Genomic DNA, 17,451 nt, shown 5'->3' on the forward strand with positions numbered 1-17,451 from the left:
AAGTTATCACCGGTGTGTGACCGTCGTCACGAGTGCGCGATAAGGGCGGCGGCTCCTCGGCCGCCGCCCGCACCGCGCCCGCGTCAGCCCGCCAGGGAAGCCACCAGGACGGCCTTGATGGTGTGCATCCGGTTCTCGGCCTGGTCGAAGACGATGGAGTGCGCGGACTCGAAGACCTCGTCGGTCACCTCCAGGGAGGTCAGACCGTGGCGCTCGTGGATCTCCTGGGCGAGGGTGGTGTTCAGGTCGTGGAAGGCGGGCAGGCAGTGCAGGAACTTCACCGCCGGATTGCCGGTCGCCCGCAGCACGTCCATGGTCACGGCGTACGGGGCCAGCAGCGCGATCCGCGCGTCCCAGACCTCCTTGGGCTCGCCCATCGACACCCACACGTCGGTGGTGACGAAGTCCGCGCCGTGCACGCCCTCGGCGACGTCCGAGGTGATGGTGATCCGCGCGCCGCTGGTCTGCGCCAGCCGCCGGGCCAGGGCGATGACCTCCGGGTCGGGCCTGAGCTCGGCGGGGGCGACGATGCGGACGTCCATGCCGAGGAGGGCGCCGGTGATCAGATAGGAGTTGCCCATGTTGTAGCGGGCGTCGCCGAGGTAGGCGTAGGCGACGTGCTCCAGGGGCTTGGCGGTGTGCTCGGACATGGTCAGGACGTCGGCGAGCATCTGGGTGGGGTGCCATTCGTCGGTGAGGCCGTTGAAGACGGGCACCCCGGCGGAGGCGGCCAGCTCCTCCAGGATGTCCTGGCCGTGGCCCCGGTACTCGATCGCGTCGAACATCCGACCGAGGACGCGGGCGGTGTCGCGCACGGACTCCTTGTGGCCGATCTGGGAGCCCGCGGGGTCGAGGTAGGTCGTCCGGGCGCCCTGGTCGGCGGCGGCGACCTCGAAGGCGCAGCGGGTGCGGGTCGAGGTCTTCTCGAAGATCAGCGCGATGTTCCGGCCCGTCAGCCGCGGCACCTCCACCCCCGTGGCCTTGGCGGCCTTGAGCTCGGCGGCGAGCTCGACGAGACTGTGGAACTCCTCGGCGGTGAAGTCCGTCTCCTTGAGGAAGTGGCGGCCCTTGAGGTCTGTCGCCATGGGGTGGGCTCCTAGCTCACGACTGCGGGAAAAATGGAACTCTATACGATCCCCCGCATTGCTATGCACGCAGGGGCCGGTGGCCTAGCGCGGGACGGCGTCGCGCTCGATCGGACAGCTCATGCAACGCGGCCCTCCCCTGCCCCGGCCCAGCTCGCTGCCGGGGATCGTGATCACCTCGATCCCGTGTTTGCGCAGGTGGGTGTTTGTCGTGGCGTTCCGCTCGTAGGCGATCACCACACCCGGCTCGATGGCCAGCACATTGCAGCCGTCGTCCCACTGCTCGCGCTCCGCCGCGTGCACGTCCTGCGTCGCGGTGAGCACGCGGACCGCGTCGAGCCCCAGGGCCGCGGCGATCGCCCGGTGCATGTGCTCCGGCGGATGGTCGGTGACCTTCAGCTCCCTGCCGCCCACCCCGGGCTCGATCGTGTACGAGCGGAGCATCCCGAGCCCGGCGTACTGCGTGAAGGTGTCGCCGTCCACCATGGTCATGACCGTGTCCAGGTGCATGAAAGCGCGCCGCTTGGGCATGTCCAGGGCCACGATCGTACGGGCCGAACCGGCCGCGAAGAGCCGGTGCGCGAGCATCTCCACGGCCTGCGGCGTGGTCCGCTCGCTCATCCCGATCAGCACCGCGCCCTCCCCGATGACCAGCAGGTCACCGCCCTCGATCGTGGAGGGGTAGGCCGCCTGCCCCTCGGACCACACGCGGAAGCCGTCCTCCGCCTCCGCGGGATCCCGGTCGAAGCCGGCCGCGAAGAGCGGGTGGTGGCGGTAGACGGCCTCGTAGTGCACGGTCTCGTGCCAACGGGCGGGCCAGCGCATCGCGTTCACGCACACCCCGTCGTAGATCCAGGCGGAGGTGTCACGGGTGAAGAGGTGGTTGGGCAGCGGATTGATCAGGAAGTCGTCCAGGTCCATGGCGTGGAAGCGCACGGACACCGGCTCCGCGTAGCGCTCCAGGAACTCCCGCTTGGTCATCCCGCCCACCAGCCAGGAACCCAGCTCGGCGGCGGGCAGGCCGTCGAAGGCGGAGCGCAGGTGGCCGGTGGCGAGCGGACCGTACTCCTTCTCGTCGAAGACCCGGTCCAGCACGTGGGCGCGGGCCGCGGGCGCTTCGAGGCTCTCCTCCAGCAGGTCCTGGAAGAAGTGCACCTCGACCCCGCGCTCGCGCAGCACGTCCGCGAAGCCGTCGTGCTCGACGCGGGCGCGCCGCACCCACAGCACGTCGTCGAAGAGGAGAGCGTCCTTGTTGGAGGGCGTGAGCCGCTTCAGCTCCAGGCCGGGGCGGTGCAGTATGACGCGGCGCAGCCGCCCGGCCTCGGAATCGACATGGAATCCCATCCCCCCATCCTGACCTGTGGGCACCGTGATCACTCGGCACCCGGCCCCGGTGACACGGCCGTGGCGGGCCCGCCGCACCCGGCGGGCCCGCCACGCCCCGGCTACAGCCTCGGGTCCACCGGCTCGGACTCCAGCGCGAGGACCGCGAAGACGGCCTCGTGGATCCGCCACAGCGGCTCCCTGGCCGCCAGCCGGTCCAGCGCCTCCAGGCCGAGCGCGTACTCCCGCAGGGCCAGCGAGCGCTTGTGGCCGAGGTGGCGCACGCGCAGCCGGGCGAGATTGTCGGGGCGGGTGTACTCCGGGCCGTAGACGATCCGCAGGTACTCCCGGCCGCGGCACTTCACACCGGGCTGTACGAGCCGGCCGTCGGGCCGCCGCACGAACCCCTGGAGGGGCTTGACGACCATGCCCTCGCCACCGGCGGCGGTCAGGTCCAGCCACCACCGGACGCCGGCGGCGACCGACGCGTCGTCCTCGGTGTCGACGACCAGGCGGCGGGTGGTGGCGAGGATCGGCGTCTCCTGCCCGGACCCCCGCTCGTGCGCGACGAGCCGGTCGATCAGGGCGAGCTGCTCGTCGTGGCCCAGCGTGACCAGGCTGCGGCCCTCGACGGCCAGGATCTGGAAGGGCGCGAGCCGGATGCCGTCGAGGTCCGCCACCGGCCAGCAGTAGCGGCGGTACGCCTCCGTGAACGCCCGCGCGTCCTCGGCACGCTCGCGCTGGCGGTCCAGCAGGGCGGAGACGTCCACGCCGCGTCCGGCCGCGGACTCCAGGGCGGCGAGCGCGCCGGGGAGGACCGCGCGGGAGGCGGCGCCGACGGACGCGTACTGGTTGCGCAGCAGTCCGGTGGCCTTGAGGGACCACGGCATCAGCTCGGCGTCGAGCAGCAACCAGTCGGTGCCGAGCTCCTCCCACAGGCCGGCGCCCTCGACGCACCGGGCCAGCCGGCCCAGGACGCGCCCGGTCATGGCCGGGTCGTCGAAGAACGGACGGCCCGTGCGGGTGTACAGCGCGCCCGGTACGCCGTCCGCCGCGCCGAAGCGCTCGCGCGCCACGTCGGCGTCACGGCAGACCAGGGCGACCGCGCGCGAGCCCATGTGCTTCTCCTCGCACACCACCTGGCGCACCCCGTCGGCGCGGTAGGCGGCGAACGCCTCGGCCGGGTGCTCCAGATAGCCCTCCTCCTTCGAGGTCGCGACGGGGGCCATGGTCGGCGGGAGGTAGGCGAGCAGCGCGGGGTCGACCGCGAAGCGGCTCATCACCTCCAAGGCGGCCGCGGCGTTCTCCTCCTTCACGGCGATGCGGCCCATGTGGCGGGTCTCCACGGCGCGGCGGCCCATGACGTCGGCGAGGTCGAGCGGGCGCCCGTCGGCACCGCCCGGCGCCTCGCCCGCGAGCGGCCTCGTCGGCTCGTACCAGACGCGCTCGGCGGGGACGTCCACCAGCTCGCGCTCGGGCCAGCGCAGGGCGGTCATCCGGCCGCCGAAGACGGCACCGGTGTCGAGGCAGATGGTGTTGTTCAGCCAGGTGGCCGACGGGTTCGGGGTGTGCCCGTAGACCACGGCGGCGCGGCCGCGGTAGTCCTCGGCCCACGGGTAGCGCACGGGCAGGCCGAACTCGTCGGTCTCCCCGGTCGTGTCGCCGTACAGGGCGTGCGAGCGGACCCGGCCGGAGGTGCGGCCGTGGTACTTCTCGGGCAGCCCGGCGTGGCAGACGACGAGGTCGCCGCCGTCGAGCACGTAGTGGCTGACCAGCGACTCGATGAACTCCCGCACCCGGGCTCGGAAGGCCGGGTCGGCGGCGTCCTCGCGCTCCAGTTGCTCCACGGTCTCGGCGAGGCCGTGCGTGAGCTGGACCTTGCGGCCGCTCAGGTGGCGGCCGAGCTTGTTCTCGTGGTTGCCGGGGACGCACAGGGCATGCCCGGCGGCGACCATGCCCATGACCAGGCGCAGCACGCCGGGGCTGTCGGGGCCGCGGTCGACGAGGTCGCCGACGAAGACGGCGGTGCGCCCGTCGGGGTGCGCGGCGTCCACCGGGCGACCGGCGTCGTCGCGGGTCAGGGCGTAGCCCAGCTCGGTGAGCAGGCTCTCCAGCTCGGATCGGCAGCCGTGGATGTCCCCGACGATGTCGAACGGGCCGGTGACGTGCCGCAGGTCGTTGAAGCGGCGCTCCAGGACGACCTCGGCGGACTCGGCCTCGGTGACACCGCGCAGCACGTGCACCTTACGGAAGCCCTCGCGCTCCAGGTGGCGCAGCGAGCGGCGGAGTTCGCGCTGGTGGCGCTGGATGACGTGGCGGGGCAGCGCGGCCCGGTCGGGGCGGGCGGCGTTGCGCTCGGCGCAGATCTGCTCGGGGACGTCGAGGACGATCGCGACGGGCAGCACGTCGTACTGACGGGCCAGCGCCACGAGCTGCTTGCGGCTCTCGGGCTGGACGTTGGTCGCGTCGACGACCGTGAGCCGCCCGGCGGCGAGCCGCTTGCCCGCGATGTAGTGCAGGACGTCGAAGGCGTCACCGCTGGCGCTCTGGTCGTTCTCGTCGTCGCTGACCAGGGCGCGGCAGAAGTCGGAGGAGACGACCTCGGTGGGCTTGAAGTGCCGGGCCGCGAAGGTTGACTTGCCGGAGCCGGTGGCACCGACGAGCACGACGAGGGAGAGGTCGGGGACGGCGAGGGTGCGGGCGGCGGCCGGGGTGGTCACGTCGGTGGTCATGCGGCGGTCGCCTCCTTTGCCTGCTCGGTGTTCGCGCGCTTGGTGAAGGTGGCCATCTGGGTGGGCGGCCCCACCTCGGGGTCGTCCGGTCCTACGGGCGTGAAGGCGACCTCGTACCCATGGCGCGCGGCGACCTCACCGGCCCAGGAGCGGAACTGCTCGCGGGTCCACTCGAAGCGGTGGTCGGCGTGGCGGACGTGCCCGGCCGGGAGGGACTCCCAGCGCACGTTGTACTCGACGTTGGGCGTGGTCACGACGACCGTGGCGGGGCGGGCGGCGCCGAACACCGCGTACTCCAGGGCGGGCAGCCGCGGCAGGTCGAGGTGCTCGACGACCTCGCTGAGCACGGCGGCGTCGTAGCCGGCCAGACGGCGGTCGGTGTACGCGAGGGAGCCCTGCAACAGCCGCACCCGGGCGGCCTGGCGCTCGGTCATCCGCTCCAGGCGCAGCCGCCGCGCGGCCTCCTTCAGCGCGCGCATCGACACGTCGACGCCGACGACCTCGGTGAACCGCGGGTCCTTCAGCAGCTCGCCGACCAACTGGCCCTGCCCGCAGCCCAGGTCCAGGACGCGGGCGGCGCCGGCGGCGCGCAGCGCGCCGACGATCGCCTCGCGCCGCCGCACGGCCAGCGGCACCGGCTTCTCCTCGGTGTCCGCCTCCTCGTCGACGGCGTTGTCGAGCTCTTCGGCCTCGGTGTCGTCGGCCTCGGCGAGCCGGGCGAGGGCGTCGCGGGTGAGGGACCAACGGCGGGCCAGATAGCGGTTGGTGATCAGCCGCTGCTCGGGGTGGCGCTCCAGCCAGCCCTCGCCGGAGCGGAGCAGCTTCTCCACCTCGTCGGGGGCCACCCAGTAGTGCTTGGAGTCGTCGAGCACCGGGAGGAGGACGTACAGGTGGCGCAGGGCGTCGGCGAGACGCAGCTCGCCCTCCAGCACCAGCCGTACGTACCGCGAGTCGCCCCACTCGGGGACCGTCTCGTCCAGCGCCACCGGCTCCGCCGTCACCGCCCAGCCCAGCGGCGCGAACAGCCGCTCCACGAGCGCCGCGCCACCGCGCGCGGGCAGGGCGGGCACCTCGATCCGCAGCGGCCGGGGCCGGCCGGGCAGCTCGGGGCGGGCCGCGCACTGGCCCTTGATCGCGCTGGAGAACACTCCGGCGAGCGCCACCGCGAGCAGTGAGGACGCCGCGTACGGGCGGTCGTTGACGTACTGCGCGAGCGCCGAGTCGGGCGCGCCGCCGCGCCCCTTGCCCTTCGCGCGCCGCACCAGCGCCACCGGATCGACCTCCAGCAGCAGCGCCACGGTGCAGCGGTCCTCGGACGCCTCGGGGTAGAGGACGTGCGCGGTGCCGTGCGAGGTGGAGAACCGCTGCGCCCGGTCGGGGTGTTTGTGCAGCAGGAATCCGAGGTCGGTCGCGGGGGATCCGGCGGTGCCGGTGGTGCTTATTGTCAGGAACACGCGCCCGATTATCGCGTTATTCGGGAGCTATTTCCCAGTTGTTTTTGCTGCCCACGCCCGAGAGGTCTTCCTCACCTCTTATCCGTCTTCGGCGTCTTCGCCGTCTTGGCTGTCTTGGCTGTCTTCGCCGTCTGTAGCGTGCACTCCGTCTTCGCCGCCCAGCAGGCCGCTCAGTCGCGCGCGGGTGAACACCGCGATGGTGAACGCGCAGGTGATGACCCCGCTCGCGATCATCTCCGCCACCTCCGGCCAGGGGAAGACGACCGCCTGCCGGATGCCTTCGACCGTGTCCAGGGCGCCGGTGGAGCGGATACGGGCCGCGTACAGCTCGACGTGGTCGCCGAGCAGTCCGGTGTCGGGGTGCAGTCGGCCCAGCGGGATCAATTCCGTGGCGTCCGTGCCCAATTCCTCGGCGAGCTCACGCGTGGCGTTCTCCGCGGCCGTGGCGCCCGGTGAGCCCATGCCCCGGGGCGCTTCCCAGTGCCAGGCGCGGGTGGCGTGCCGATAGTGCTCGACCAGCACGATGCGCGCGGCGCCACGGTCGGCGCTAGGGCCTGCGCCACAGCCGGTGTCCAGGCCGGCGTCGTCACGGCCTGCGCCACGGCTGGCGCCACGGTCGGCGTCCAGGCCGGTGTCCAGCAGCGGGAGGACGACCGCGCCGGGGCTCGCGGCGGTGGACAGCATCCGGATGTAGAGCCCCAGGGTTCCGCCGGGGAACCTGACCGCGTCGCGGAGGAGGATGACGAAGCGGTCCGCGTACACGACCCCGATCGGCTCGTCCGCGCCCTCTCCGGCACTGCGCCGCGCCTCCTCGACCGCGTCCGGGTCGAGGAGGATGTCGATCCCGCCCGGGGTGTTGCCGAACAGCTCGGGGCGGGTGGCGCGCAGACGGTCGTAGGGGGTCTCCGCGACGTCCGCCGCGCCTTCTTCTCGCACCGCTTCAGTACTCCGGGATCTCGTCCTGGATGGTGGCGGAGCTGGTGGCGGCCGAGGGAGGACCGCCCTGCTCCCGGTATCCCGGCAGCTTGCGCACCATGCTGTGGAACTGTTCCCACTCGCGGGTGCTGTCGAACCGGACGGCGGCCATCTCCCGGGCGAACTTCTGCTCGCGGCGGCCCTCCACCCGGTTGCGCAGGACCAGTTGTACGGACCCGCCGCACTCGGCCGACACCGAGCCGAGCGAGCCGACCACGCTCCATGTCTCGTCGCCGGTGACAGCGGTGAAGACGGCACCGCCGATGGCGACGACCACCTCGACGACGGGCGACCATCTGTTGGCACCCGTCCGCCGGTCGTCACGGGACGCGGCGAGGCGGACGATCTCGGAGTTGAGCCGGACATAGCGGTCGAAGACCAGGCCCACACGGTCGTGGAAGGCGGTCGGGTCGGCGGTCAGCGCGTCGAAGGCGCGCATGTAGTCGTTCCACGCGTCGCTCTGGCGCAGGCTCCAGATGTCCGCGAGAGCGAGCGTGTCGACCGTGGAGGGGGTGAGGGCGAGTCGGTCCTGGACCGTCGAGAACGCCTGCCGCCGCAGGAACAGGATCAGCTGCGCCGGGTCCGTGACCGCCCCGTCCGCGTTCGTCCGTACGTCCCGCCACTCCTGGAGGGCGAGCCGCCGCAGGCTGCCGGCCGGTGTCAGGGGGTACATGCCCAGGGCGTCGGCGAGGTTGACGTTGTAGATGAGGTCCAGGAGCTGCTTGATCTCCCCGGCGAACGGCTTCCTCTTGTCGTATCTGCCCTCGGAGACCGGTAACCCCGGTACGGACACGAACTCCTCGTAGAGCACCCCTCTGGTGACGAGGTCGCCCCGGATGCGCCGCTCGTTGCTCACCTGGACCACTTCGCCGATCCGCTCGGCGAACCGTTCGTGCAGCCGCTCCGGAACGCCGACCTGCGACGCGAGCAGGGGGATGTCCTTCGCCGTCAGCCCCTGCACCCGCGCGGCGAAGGGGTTGAAGAGGGCGCTGCGGGTGGTGTCCCGGTTCTCCTGATCGTCCCAGGACATCCGCACGCAGGTGACGCGTGAGGCGGCCGGCATTCCCTCCACGGTCTCCTGCCAGGCGGTGAACGCCTCCCTGTCGACGTCCACGCCCGGTGGCGGATCGGTGGGTTCCCGCTCGTTCAGGAGGAAGGGCACCAACGCCCCTTCCGCCAGCAGCTTCTGATGGGCGCGGCGCGCCGTGCCGCCCTCGACGAGGTCGCGGCTCACGGCACGGTTGTTGTAGAAGAACACCCGGTTGGCGACGACCTGCCGGGTGTTGATGAGGCCGCGGAAGTACTCCGCCCGCACCTCCTTGCCCCGGACCTCGTCGACGTCCTGGAGAGATTTGCCCTTCTGGACCATCTCCTTGGTCAACTCGGTATTGACCCACTGATTGTCCAAGGACTGCGCGATCACCGCCCCCCGCGCCAGCTCCGTCGGCCTCACCCTGGCCGTGACGCCCGCTGTCCCGTCACCCGAGTCCTGAGCCATGCCCTCACCCCCGGCTCCTACGGCGCATCGCTCACGTACGCATCCACGCTAGCGGTGAAGCCGTGGCCCAGGCCCGGTGTTGCGCCAACTGCGGGGATATGTGGGTGCCTTCGCCGCCGCCGGCTTCTCCCCCGCGTGTCGCCTTCGAGGCCGGCACGTCCGCGGTGCTCGCGCAGCTCGCGGCACGCGGCCTGGGCGTCGCGATCCTGCCCGCGTCCATCGCCGGACGCCGGGAGGACCTGCGCGCCCTCCCGATCACCCGGCCGGAACTGCGCGGGTGCCTGGCCTTCGTCTGGCGTGCCGACGGTCCGACCGGCCCCGCGGCCAGGGCGTTCATCGGGCGGGCCCGGCGCATGCTCGACAGCTGACGGCTCCGTGGCGGCGGAAAATGACGGGCGGAGACATGTACTTTCGTTTGATCATTGCTTTCGTCGACCAATCTTTTGTCGACCAATCGATCCACCAGGAGTGTCATGCCTCCCGCCGACCGCCCCCGTGTCCTGTACGTCACCGACCTGGCCTACCAGGCCAGGGGGCGCCGGTACTGCGACGAGGACATCTTCCTGAGCTCCCGGCTCCGTGAGGACTTCGACGTCGCCCTGTGCCATCCCTTGGACGCCGCCGCGCTGATGGACGCCTACGACGTGGTCGTCGTCCGCAACAGCGGGCCGGTGCTGCACTACCAGGCGGAGTACGACGCCTTCCGCGAGGAGGCGCTCAAACGGGGCGTACGCGTCTACAACCAGCTGACCGGCAAGGCCGACATGGAGGGCAAGCAGTACCTCCTGGACCTGAGCGCCGCGGGATATCCGGTCATCCCCACCATCGACCGCCCGCAGGACATCGGCCGCCTGCCCGAGGTGGACGAGTACGTGGTCAAGCCCAAGCTCGGCGCGGACTCCATCGGCCTGGAGTTCGTCCCCCGCAGCCGTCTGGAGGACTTGCGGTTCGGCGATGTGCTCGTGCAGCCGCGCGTCCGCTTCCAGTACGAGGTCTCGTTCTACTTCATCGACCGCGCCTTCCAGTACGCCCTCAACGCGCCCCACGTGGAGCAGCGGTGGGTCCTGGAGCCGTACGAGCCCTCCGCGGCCGATCTCGCCTTCGCGCAGCGCTTCGTCGACTGGAACGACATCGGGCACGGCATCCAGCGCGTGGACGCCTGCCGCACCGAGGACGGCGAACTCCTCCTGGTCGAGCTGGAGGACCTCAATCCGTACCTGTCCCTGGAGCTCCTGGACGCCGGGACGCGTGAGGCGTTCGCCGCGAACATGAAGACTTCCCTGCACGGGTTGCTCGCTCGGGGGTAGTCCGGGCGCCGGTCCGGGGGGATCCCGGGGGGGCTCCGGGGGCTCGATTCAGCTCGGATCCTCAGATGCCTCGTTCGATCATGTCGATGACGTGCTGGCCTGCGTCGTACGCCTGGGTGTGGTGCAGCCCGCGGAGGGGGCCGTCGATGAGGAGGACGGCGAGGCCGTGGACGGCGGACCAGGCGAGGAATTCGGCGCCCGGGCGGCGGTCGGGCGGCAGGACGCCCGCCTCGACGAGGTCGTCCAGGGCCGAGCCGAGGAGCTCGAAGGGCGTTTTGCCGCCGGTTCCGGCGGCGTCGTCGTCGGCGGCATGGGTCATGTCGCCGGGGACGTGGAAGGCGGCGCGGAACAGTCCGGGTTCCTCCTGGGCGAAGCGGAGGTAGCCGGTACCGACCGCGCGGAACCGGGCGCGGGCGGCGGCCGCGGCGTCGGCACTCGGCGGCAGGGCGGCCTGCTCGGCCTCCATGGTGAGGGCGACCCGGGCCATGGCTGCCTGGGAGACGGCGTGCAGGAGGGCGGCGCGGTCGGCGAAGTGGCGATAGGCGGCGTTGGGCACGACGCCCGCGTGTCGGGTCGCGGCGCGCAGCACCACGGCCTCCGGGCCGCCCTCGCGGGCGAGTTCGATGCCGGCCTTGATCAGGGCGTTGCGCAGGTCGCCGTGGCGGTAGGTGTTCCGCTTCGGCTTGTCGGCGTCCGATGCCACGGCCACTCCAATGTGGACAGTATCCACTTAACTCGTTTAGGCTTCTGCAAGATCGACCGGGGGGCGCGGATCACCACACCTTCCGAATGTGGACATCGTACACAAGGGCACTTCCGTGCCTGTTTCCCAGACTCGTCCCGGGTCCGTTCCCTGGCCCGCCTCCACGAAGGAACCCACCACATGCGCAAGGTCATCGCGTCCGTCTACATCACGCTCGACGGTGTCATGGAGAGCCCGGCCTGGTCTGCTCCGTTCTTCAACGACGAGGCGGGCCGATTCGCCCATGCCCAGCTGTTCGCCGCCGACGCGCTCCTGCTCGGTCGCGTCACCTACCAGGGCTTCGCCTCCGCCTGGCCGTCCATGACCGACGACGACGGCTTCGCCGACCGGATGAACTCCCTTCCCAAGTACGTCGCCACCACCACGCTCGACACCCCCGAGTGGAACGCCACCTTCCTCGGCGACGACGTCCCGTCCGCGGTGGCGGAACTGAAGCGGCAGGACGGCGGGGACCTGCTCGTCTACGGCAGCGGCGACCTCGTCAACACGCTGCTGGAGCACGACCTCATCGACGAGCTCCGACTGTGGACCCACCCCGTCGTCGAGGGCACCGGCAAGCGCCTGTTCAGCGAGACCTCCCCGAAGAAGACCCTCCGGCCGATCAGCACCACCACCTTCAGCACCGGTGCCCAGGTCATCGCGTACGCACCCGTCACACCGGCCGGCCAGTAGCAGCCCCGAACACAGCAACCCCTCCGCACGCGAGCAGAGAAGGACGGACACCACCGACATGACCGACAGCGCCGTGAAGGGCCCTGCCTCCTACTTCCCTTCCATCGAGAAGAAGTACGGCCGTCCCATAGCCGAGTGGAAGCAGCTCATCCGCACCTCGCCGCTGACCAAGCACATGGAACTCGTCACCTGGCTCAAGACCGAGCACAACCTGGGGCACGGCCACGCCAACGCCCTCGTGGCCCACACCCTCGCCGAGGACGCCGGCAAGTAAAGGCCCGCGCTCGGTGTCAGGGAGTGCGCGGGCTATGGTGCGCGGCCTCCGGATTCGCGGCTTCCAGGACGCGGGCGAGTGCCGCGATCCGGTCCGGGCCCACACGGCAGCAGCCGCCGATGAGCCGGGCGCCGGCGCTCCGCCAGGACGCGACCCGCGCGGCGTCGAACGTGGGCCTGCCGCGCCAGCCCCGAGCTCGTGCGTCCCACTGCTCACCGCTGTTGGGGTAGACCACGACAGGCTTGCCGGTGACGTCCGCGGCGAGCGCCACGGCGCGGTCCGCGTCGGCCGGTTCGCAGCAGTTGACGCCCACGGCGATGACCTGATCGTTCCCAGCGGCGAGCGCGAAGGCCTCCCGCAGCGGCTGCCCGGCCCGGGTGCGCTCCCCCGCCACGCTGTACGACAGCCACACCGGCACCCCGCCGGGCTCCACCGCCCGGAGCAGCGCCTCCGCCTCATCGATGTCCGGCACGGTCTCCAACGCGAGGACGTCCGGCCCCGCCTCCGAAAGCGCCTCGACGCGCGGACGGTGGAACCGCTCCAGCTCCGCGACGCTCAAGCCGTACCGGCCCCGGTATTCACTGCCGTCGGCGAGCATGGCCCCGTACGGGCCGACGGATCCGGCTACCCAGACAGACGCCAAGGGGGAGGGGCCCCCTCCCCCCTCCCCTCCCTCCCCCGCCCCCCGTTCCTTCTGTGTGGTTCCGGCCCTTCGAGCCAGTTCCACGCTGCGGCGCAGCAGTGCCCCCGCTTCCTGCCGGCCGATGCCACGGGGGGCGAAGCCCTCGAACGTGGCCTGGTAGCTGGAGGTGATGAGTACCCGTGCGCCCGCTCTCACATAGGCGGCGTGCGCCTCCTCGATCTGCGCGGGGTCGTCGGCCAGCAGCCGGGCCGACCACAGTGCGTCCGACAGATCGCACCCCTGCGCTGCCAACTGGTTGGACAGACCGCCGTCCAGGACGAGCGACCCGCGCGCCAACGCCTCGGCAAGCGGCATAGGAGGTGCGGACGTCACGGATACTCCTCGGTCTTCGATGGCTCTCGGTGGCCTCAGCCCAGCTGGGACTGCACCTCCGAGGAAATCAGCTCCAGGTGGTCGAGGTCGTCGAGGTCCAGGATCTGGAAGTAGATCCGGGAGGAGCCGATCGCCGCGTACCGGCCGATCTTGTCGACCACCTCGTCCGGCGAGCCGGCCAGGCCGTTCGCCTTGAGCTCGTCGACCTCACGGCCGATGACCGCCGCCCGCCGGGCCACCTCGGCGTCGTTCTTGCCCACACAGGCGACCAGGGCATTGGAGTACACCAGGTCGTCACCCCTGCGCCCGAACTCCTCGGCCGCCGCCCGCACCCGACCGAACTGTCGCTCACTGTCCTCGATCGAGGCGAAGGGGATGTTGAACTCGTCCGCGTACTGCGCGGCGAGCCTCGGCGTGCGCTTCGCGCCGTGGCCGCCGATCAGTACCGGCACCTTCTCCTGTGCGGGCTTGGGGAGCGCCGGCGAGTCGGTGAGCTGGTAGTGCGTACCGTCGAAGCTGAATGTCTTGCCCACCTCCGTTCCCCACAGTCCGGTGACGATCGCGAGCTGCTCCTCCAGGCGTCCGAACTTCTCCTTGGGGAAGGGGATGCCGTACGCCCTGTGCTCCTCCTCGAACCAGCCCGCACCCAGCCCCAGCTCGATCCGCCCGCCGGACATCTGGTCGACCTGGGCCACCTGAATGGCGAGGACGCCGGGAAGCCGGAACGTGCCAGCGGTCATCAGGGTGCCGAGCCGGATTCGCCGGGTCTCACGCGCGAGCCCCGCCAGGGTGATCCAGGCGTCGGTCGGTCCGGGCAGCCCCTCCGCCGAGCCCATGGCGAGATAGTGGTCGGAACGGAAGAAGGCGTCGAAGCCGAGATCCTCGGTGGCCTTGGCGACCGTGAGCAACGTGTCATAGCTCGCCCCTTGCTGGGGCTCGGTGAAGATACGGAGATCCATACCTCCATCCTGCCTTGCCGAGCACGCGTCAACCGCTCACGCCCTGCCTTGCCCCACCCTCCCCGGTCGGGTGAAATTCGGCCATCCGGGCTGAACGAGAGGGGTGGGAACAGTGTCCGTCGGGGCCGGTGATCGTTGGCTCGGGCGGAGCCGGACCGCCCGGCCCGCGCACCGGTGTCCGCTGCCGGAGGCGTCGACCGCAACGCCGCCCGCCCGCACCGGGAGGGCCAGGGCCGAGGAGGCCGCGATGACCCAGGAAGCCGTGCCCGACGAAACGGTGCCCGCACAGGCAGCTCCCCAGCAGCAAGGCGCACCCAAGGGCCTGCTGCAGCAGATGGAGGAGCTGATGGCCGCGCTGAACGCCGACCTGTCGCAGCTCGACGCCGATCTGCAGTCGCCCGGCGAGCGTTCCTCGTCCGGCGGCGGAGGCGGTGCCGGCTGAGAGTCCGCCCCTCATGCGGCGCCTCCCTCCCGCTCGCGCAGCGCGAGCCGTCTTTGTAACCAGCGCACCCGGTCGCTCGTCTCATCCGCGGCGTCGATCGCCTCTATGCACTGCCAGTACAAGGCGTCCTCGTCGGAGGAGCAGGCGACGCCCACCAGGGCTATGCCCGCCTCGCCGAGCAGCCCGCACAGCCCGGCCAACGCACCCCACGGGTCCCGCACTTCGGTGAGCTGGGCGGCTCGCACGGCCCCGGCGCGCAGCGCGTGTCGCAGCGCGCCGGAGGCGCGGGTGCCCGCCTCGCTGAGGCCGCCGGCCGCGGCGCGGGCTTCGAACGGCCCGTGGACCGCGAGGTGGCTTCCGATGGCGCCCGCGAGCGCCTGGGTCTGCCATGCCTCGATGACGATGTCCTGGACCTCTCTGGCCTGTGCCAGGGAGGTCCGCGTGGCTCCGATGAGCCGCATTGCGTCCATGCCCGGTCCCCCACGTTTCCGACTGTGCCGTGCCCGCCTCTTCTCACTACTCAGAGTGATGGCTAACCGCCGGAAACGCCAGGGGAATTCAGAAATCTGTGGATACCAGATGGGGTGTGGATAACTCAATCACTCCGGAGAGTGACGGTCTTGCGGAAGCGGGAACCGCCGCTCGTTGCGCTCGATCTTCGCCGAGAGCGCCGAGGCCGCGTCGACGCCCAGCACCTCGCAGAACTGCAAGAGGTACGCCAGGACATCCGCGACCTCGTCCTCCACTCTCCCCGCCGTGTCAGGGCTCTCCATCACCCGCGCCGACTCCTCCGGGGTCAGCCACTGGAAGATCTCGACAAGTTCGGACGCCTCGACGCTCAGCGCCACGGCCAGGTTCTTGGGCGTATGGAAGGGCTGCCAGTCGCGCGCCGCCGCGAAGGCGGCCAGCTTGCGTTGGAGCGCCTTGAACTCACCGGCCACTGCGGGCCCCTCGGACTCTCTGTGCTCTTCGGTCACACCCCCAGGTCTACCACCGACAGAACACCCGTCGACGCCCCCGCCGACTCACCGGGCTCACTGGCCTCACCAGACTCCCCCGACGTCCCTGACTCATCTCTCACCTCCCCCGATTCCCCTGCCCTCTCCGCTTCGGGCCCCACACCGGCCCCCACCGTCCCCACCAGCCGCACATGCCCCCGCTCGCACATTCGTGTCGCCACCCCCAGCAGCTCCCGGGCCTGCCGCGCGTCCAGGCACCGGTCGAATCCGTCCGCCAGCACCGTCAGCGCCTGCCGGGCCGGCAGCACCTCCGCGACCGGATCCATGTCCAGCACGCCGGGGCCGGTCATCAGCACCAGGCACAGGGCCAGATAGCGCAGTTCCCCGTCCCCCAGCCGGTCCAGCGGTGTAGCCGGCCCGGACTCGCGCCCCAGAACCGCCCGTACGAGACCGTCGTCCAGGCTCTCCACCGACAGCTCTTCGACCGAACCCCGGCAGCCGGCCCCCACAGCCGTGACCATGAACGCGTGGCGGGTGGCGCACTCGTGCCGGGTACGGCCGAGTACGGCGGCGACGTTGTCACAGGCGCCGCGCAGCATCCCGTCGTGCGAGGCGACCGGGTTACGCATCACCTCCGGCCGCGGGTCGCAGGCGAAGGCGGCGCGCAGCGCGATCACGACCTGTTCGGCGGCGTCCAGGACCAGCCGCTGCCCCGCGGTCTTGCCCGCGACCCGCAGCGGCAGCAGGGCTGTGCCGAGCCGGTCGTCCGGTAGGGGTGCGCGGGTGACGGGGACCAGGCCGGCGGTGTGCCAGGCCGCTTCGACCGCGCGCAGTCCGGGGTCGCGCAGCGCCGTGGACAGCAGGGTGTACCCCGATCCGGTCAGCCGCTCGCCGACCATGCGCAGTTCGGGTTCGGCCTGTACGGCGATGTCGAGGTGGACGGGCCCCGCCGGGCCGTCGACAGTGCAGCCGATGCGGAAGCCCCGCCGACCCTGGGCGTCCGGTCTGGCCTGGTGCGGTACGCAGGCGGGGCCGCCGCCGGCCACGGGGGCTAGGGCTTCGTCGAGGGTGTCGCCGCCCGCGAGCCGGGCGAGGGCCTCGTACGCCTGGAGGACGCTGGACTTCCCGCTGCCGCTGGGTCCCCGGAAGAGGGTCAGCGGGGCGAGGGGGAAGACGGCGTTACGGTGCGATTTGAAAGCGGAGAGCCGTAACTCGGTCACCACGGGACGCTGGGGAGAAGGGACGGTGGCCGGTCGGGCACGGTTTGTGTCCATGCCCGGACCGTATGTGTGCCTTGTTCAGCCAAACCGTTTCAGCTGATCACTCTTCCTACGATCGGGGTATCCCGATGCCACTTCCGTGCCCTCGGGGGCCAGGAGGAAGACATTGGTGTCGACCCGGTGCATGCCGCTGCCCAGGCCGAAGACGACACCGCTGGAGAAGTCGAGGATCCGCTTGGCGACGTCGGTGTCGGCGCTGGTGAGGTCGAGCAGCACCGGGACGCGGGCGATCAGGTGCTCGGCGACCTCCCGCGCGTCCGCGAAGACCTGGACCCGCAGGACGACGAGCTGACGCCGGTTCGGCTCGGGCTCCTCCTCGGGCAGGGCCCGGTGGTTGGGCCAGGACGGCCAGGCGTGGTGGCCGCGCAGCGGGACGACCTCGGCCAGCCCCTCCCACTGCTCGTCGGTGGCCTCGGACCTGTTCACCGGATCACCCCTCCGGGGAACGTGGTGGCTATGTACATCCCACAATCCTAGGGATAAACGTCGCCCGTTGGGCCGAATGACACACCGCCAAGCCGACATGGCCCACAAGCTACCCGTGCCCCGTTCCCATGGACCAGACGTTTCACCCGTTCGGCCCCATAGGTGGCCGGCCCGGCTCCCTTACCTGCGCGCCCCGTCGCGAACGGCAAGAAGCGCCTCGCACCGAGCAACCGGTCGGCGTGGGCCACCGCCCCACCTCAGTACGAGTGCGGCAACCGGCACCTCAC

18 protein-coding genes are annotated in these 17,451 nt (G+C 71.2%); 5 read left to right on the forward strand and 13 right to left on the reverse strand.

Annotated features, from left to right (window positions below; translation table 11 throughout):
* Positions 1-83 precede the first annotated feature (83 nt).
* From argF to ACZ303_RS22315, 6 genes are all read right to left on the reverse strand, one after another.
* The gene (gene argF, locus ACZ303_RS22290; protein WP_467341602.1) at positions 84-1,085 is read right to left on the reverse strand and encodes an ornithine carbamoyltransferase; all 1,002 of its coding nucleotides are present in this window, start codon (positions 1,083-1,085) and stop codon (positions 84-86) included.
* Positions 1,086-1,169: 84 nt separating this feature from the next.
* Positions 1,170-2,429 (reverse strand): arginine deiminase, encoded by a 1,260-nt coding sequence (locus ACZ303_RS22295; RefSeq protein ID WP_467341603.1) that lies wholly within the window; start codon positions 2,427-2,429, stop codon positions 1,170-1,172.
* A gap of 101 nt (positions 2,430-2,530) precedes the next feature.
* Complete coding sequence (locus tag ACZ303_RS22300) at positions 2,531-5,140, reverse strand: polynucleotide kinase-phosphatase (protein ID WP_467341605.1); 2,610 nt, start codon at positions 5,138-5,140, stop codon at positions 2,531-2,533.
* A complete protein-coding gene (locus ACZ303_RS22305; RefSeq protein WP_467341606.1) occupies positions 5,137-6,594 on the reverse strand; it encodes a 3' terminal RNA ribose 2'-O-methyltransferase Hen1 in 1,458 nt (485 codons plus the stop codon). Before ACZ303_RS22305 ends, ACZ303_RS22300 begins: the two co-directional genes overlap by 4 nt.
* A gap of 78 nt (positions 6,595-6,672) precedes the next feature.
* Complete coding sequence (locus tag ACZ303_RS22310; RefSeq protein ID WP_467341608.1) at positions 6,673-7,530, reverse strand: NUDIX hydrolase; 858 nt, start codon at positions 7,528-7,530, stop codon at positions 6,673-6,675.
* 4 nt (positions 7,531-7,534) lie between these two features.
* On the reverse strand, positions 7,535-9,067 hold the full coding sequence (locus ACZ303_RS22315; RefSeq protein ID WP_467341609.1) for a hypothetical protein: 1,533 nt from the start codon (positions 9,065-9,067) through the stop codon (positions 7,535-7,537).
* Positions 9,068-9,171: 104 nt separating this feature from the next.
* Here ACZ303_RS22315 and ACZ303_RS22320 point away from each other — a divergent pair, with 104 nt between their 5' ends.
* Positions 9,172-9,435 carry a LysR substrate-binding domain-containing protein gene (locus tag ACZ303_RS22320; protein ID WP_467341612.1) on the forward strand — a complete coding sequence of 88 codons (264 nt, stop codon included), beginning with the start codon at positions 9,172-9,174 and terminating at the stop codon, positions 9,433-9,435.
* A 105-nt stretch (positions 9,436-9,540) separates the two neighbouring features.
* On the forward strand, positions 9,541-10,374 hold the full coding sequence (locus tag ACZ303_RS22325) for an ATP-grasp domain-containing protein (RefSeq protein ID WP_467341613.1): 834 nt from the start codon (positions 9,541-9,543) through the stop codon (positions 10,372-10,374).
* A gap of 61 nt (positions 10,375-10,435) precedes the next feature.
* Here the strand turns inward: ACZ303_RS22325 and ACZ303_RS22330 are convergent, their stop codons facing one another.
* Complete coding sequence (locus tag ACZ303_RS22330; protein ID WP_467341614.1) at positions 10,436-11,077, reverse strand: TetR/AcrR family transcriptional regulator; 642 nt, start codon at positions 11,075-11,077, stop codon at positions 10,436-10,438.
* A 180-nt stretch (positions 11,078-11,257) separates the two neighbouring features.
* Here ACZ303_RS22330 and ACZ303_RS22335 point away from each other — a divergent pair, with 180 nt between their 5' ends.
* Both ACZ303_RS22335 and ACZ303_RS22340 read left to right on the forward strand, forming a co-directional pair.
* A complete protein-coding gene (locus ACZ303_RS22335; protein ID WP_467341615.1) occupies positions 11,258-11,809 on the forward strand; it encodes a dihydrofolate reductase family protein in 552 nt (183 codons plus the stop codon).
* 58 nt (positions 11,810-11,867) lie between these two features.
* Positions 11,868-12,083: a DUF4287 domain-containing protein gene (locus ACZ303_RS22340; protein WP_467341616.1), complete on the forward strand. Its 216-nt coding sequence runs from the start codon at positions 11,868-11,870 to the stop codon at positions 12,081-12,083.
* A gap of 16 nt (positions 12,084-12,099) precedes the next feature.
* Here ACZ303_RS22340 and mmuM read toward each other — a convergent pair whose 3' ends face one another.
* Positions 12,100-13,080, reverse strand: a complete 981-nt coding sequence (gene mmuM, locus ACZ303_RS22345) for a homocysteine S-methyltransferase (protein ID WP_467341865.1) — start codon at positions 13,078-13,080, stop codon at positions 12,100-12,102.
* A gap of 53 nt (positions 13,081-13,133) precedes the next feature.
* Complete coding sequence (locus ACZ303_RS22350; RefSeq protein ID WP_467341617.1) at positions 13,134-14,057, reverse strand: LLM class F420-dependent oxidoreductase; 924 nt, start codon at positions 14,055-14,057, stop codon at positions 13,134-13,136.
* Between the two features lie 247 nt (positions 14,058-14,304).
* On the opposite strand from ACZ303_RS22350, the gene ACZ303_RS22355 reads away from it, so the two are divergent.
* Entirely contained in the window at positions 14,305-14,499 is a 195-nt protein-coding gene (locus tag ACZ303_RS22355; RefSeq protein ID WP_467341619.1) for a hypothetical protein, read from the forward strand.
* Between the two features lie 11 nt (positions 14,500-14,510).
* On the opposite strand, the gene ACZ303_RS22360 is transcribed toward ACZ303_RS22355, so the two are convergent.
* The 4 genes from ACZ303_RS22360 to ACZ303_RS22375 form a co-directional block, all read right to left on the reverse strand.
* Entirely contained in the window at positions 14,511-14,969 is a 459-nt protein-coding gene (locus ACZ303_RS22360; RefSeq protein ID WP_467341621.1) for a DUF6099 family protein, read from the reverse strand.
* Positions 14,970-15,098: 129 nt separating this feature from the next.
* The gene (locus tag ACZ303_RS22365; RefSeq protein WP_467341623.1) at positions 15,099-15,476 is read right to left on the reverse strand and encodes a nucleotide pyrophosphohydrolase; all 378 of its coding nucleotides are present in this window, start codon (positions 15,474-15,476) and stop codon (positions 15,099-15,101) included.
* Positions 15,473-16,732: an AAA family ATPase gene (locus ACZ303_RS22370; RefSeq protein WP_467341625.1), complete on the reverse strand. Its 1,260-nt coding sequence runs from the start codon at positions 16,730-16,732 to the stop codon at positions 15,473-15,475. The genes ACZ303_RS22365 and ACZ303_RS22370 overlap by 4 nt, the downstream gene beginning before the upstream one ends.
* Positions 16,733-16,756: 24 nt before the next feature.
* A complete protein-coding gene (locus ACZ303_RS22375; protein WP_467341626.1) occupies positions 16,757-17,164 on the reverse strand; it encodes a cell division protein SepF in 408 nt (135 codons plus the stop codon).
* Between the last annotated feature and the right edge of the window lie 287 nt (positions 17,165-17,451).

Source organism: Streptomyces sp. NPDC023527, assembly GCF_055560115.1.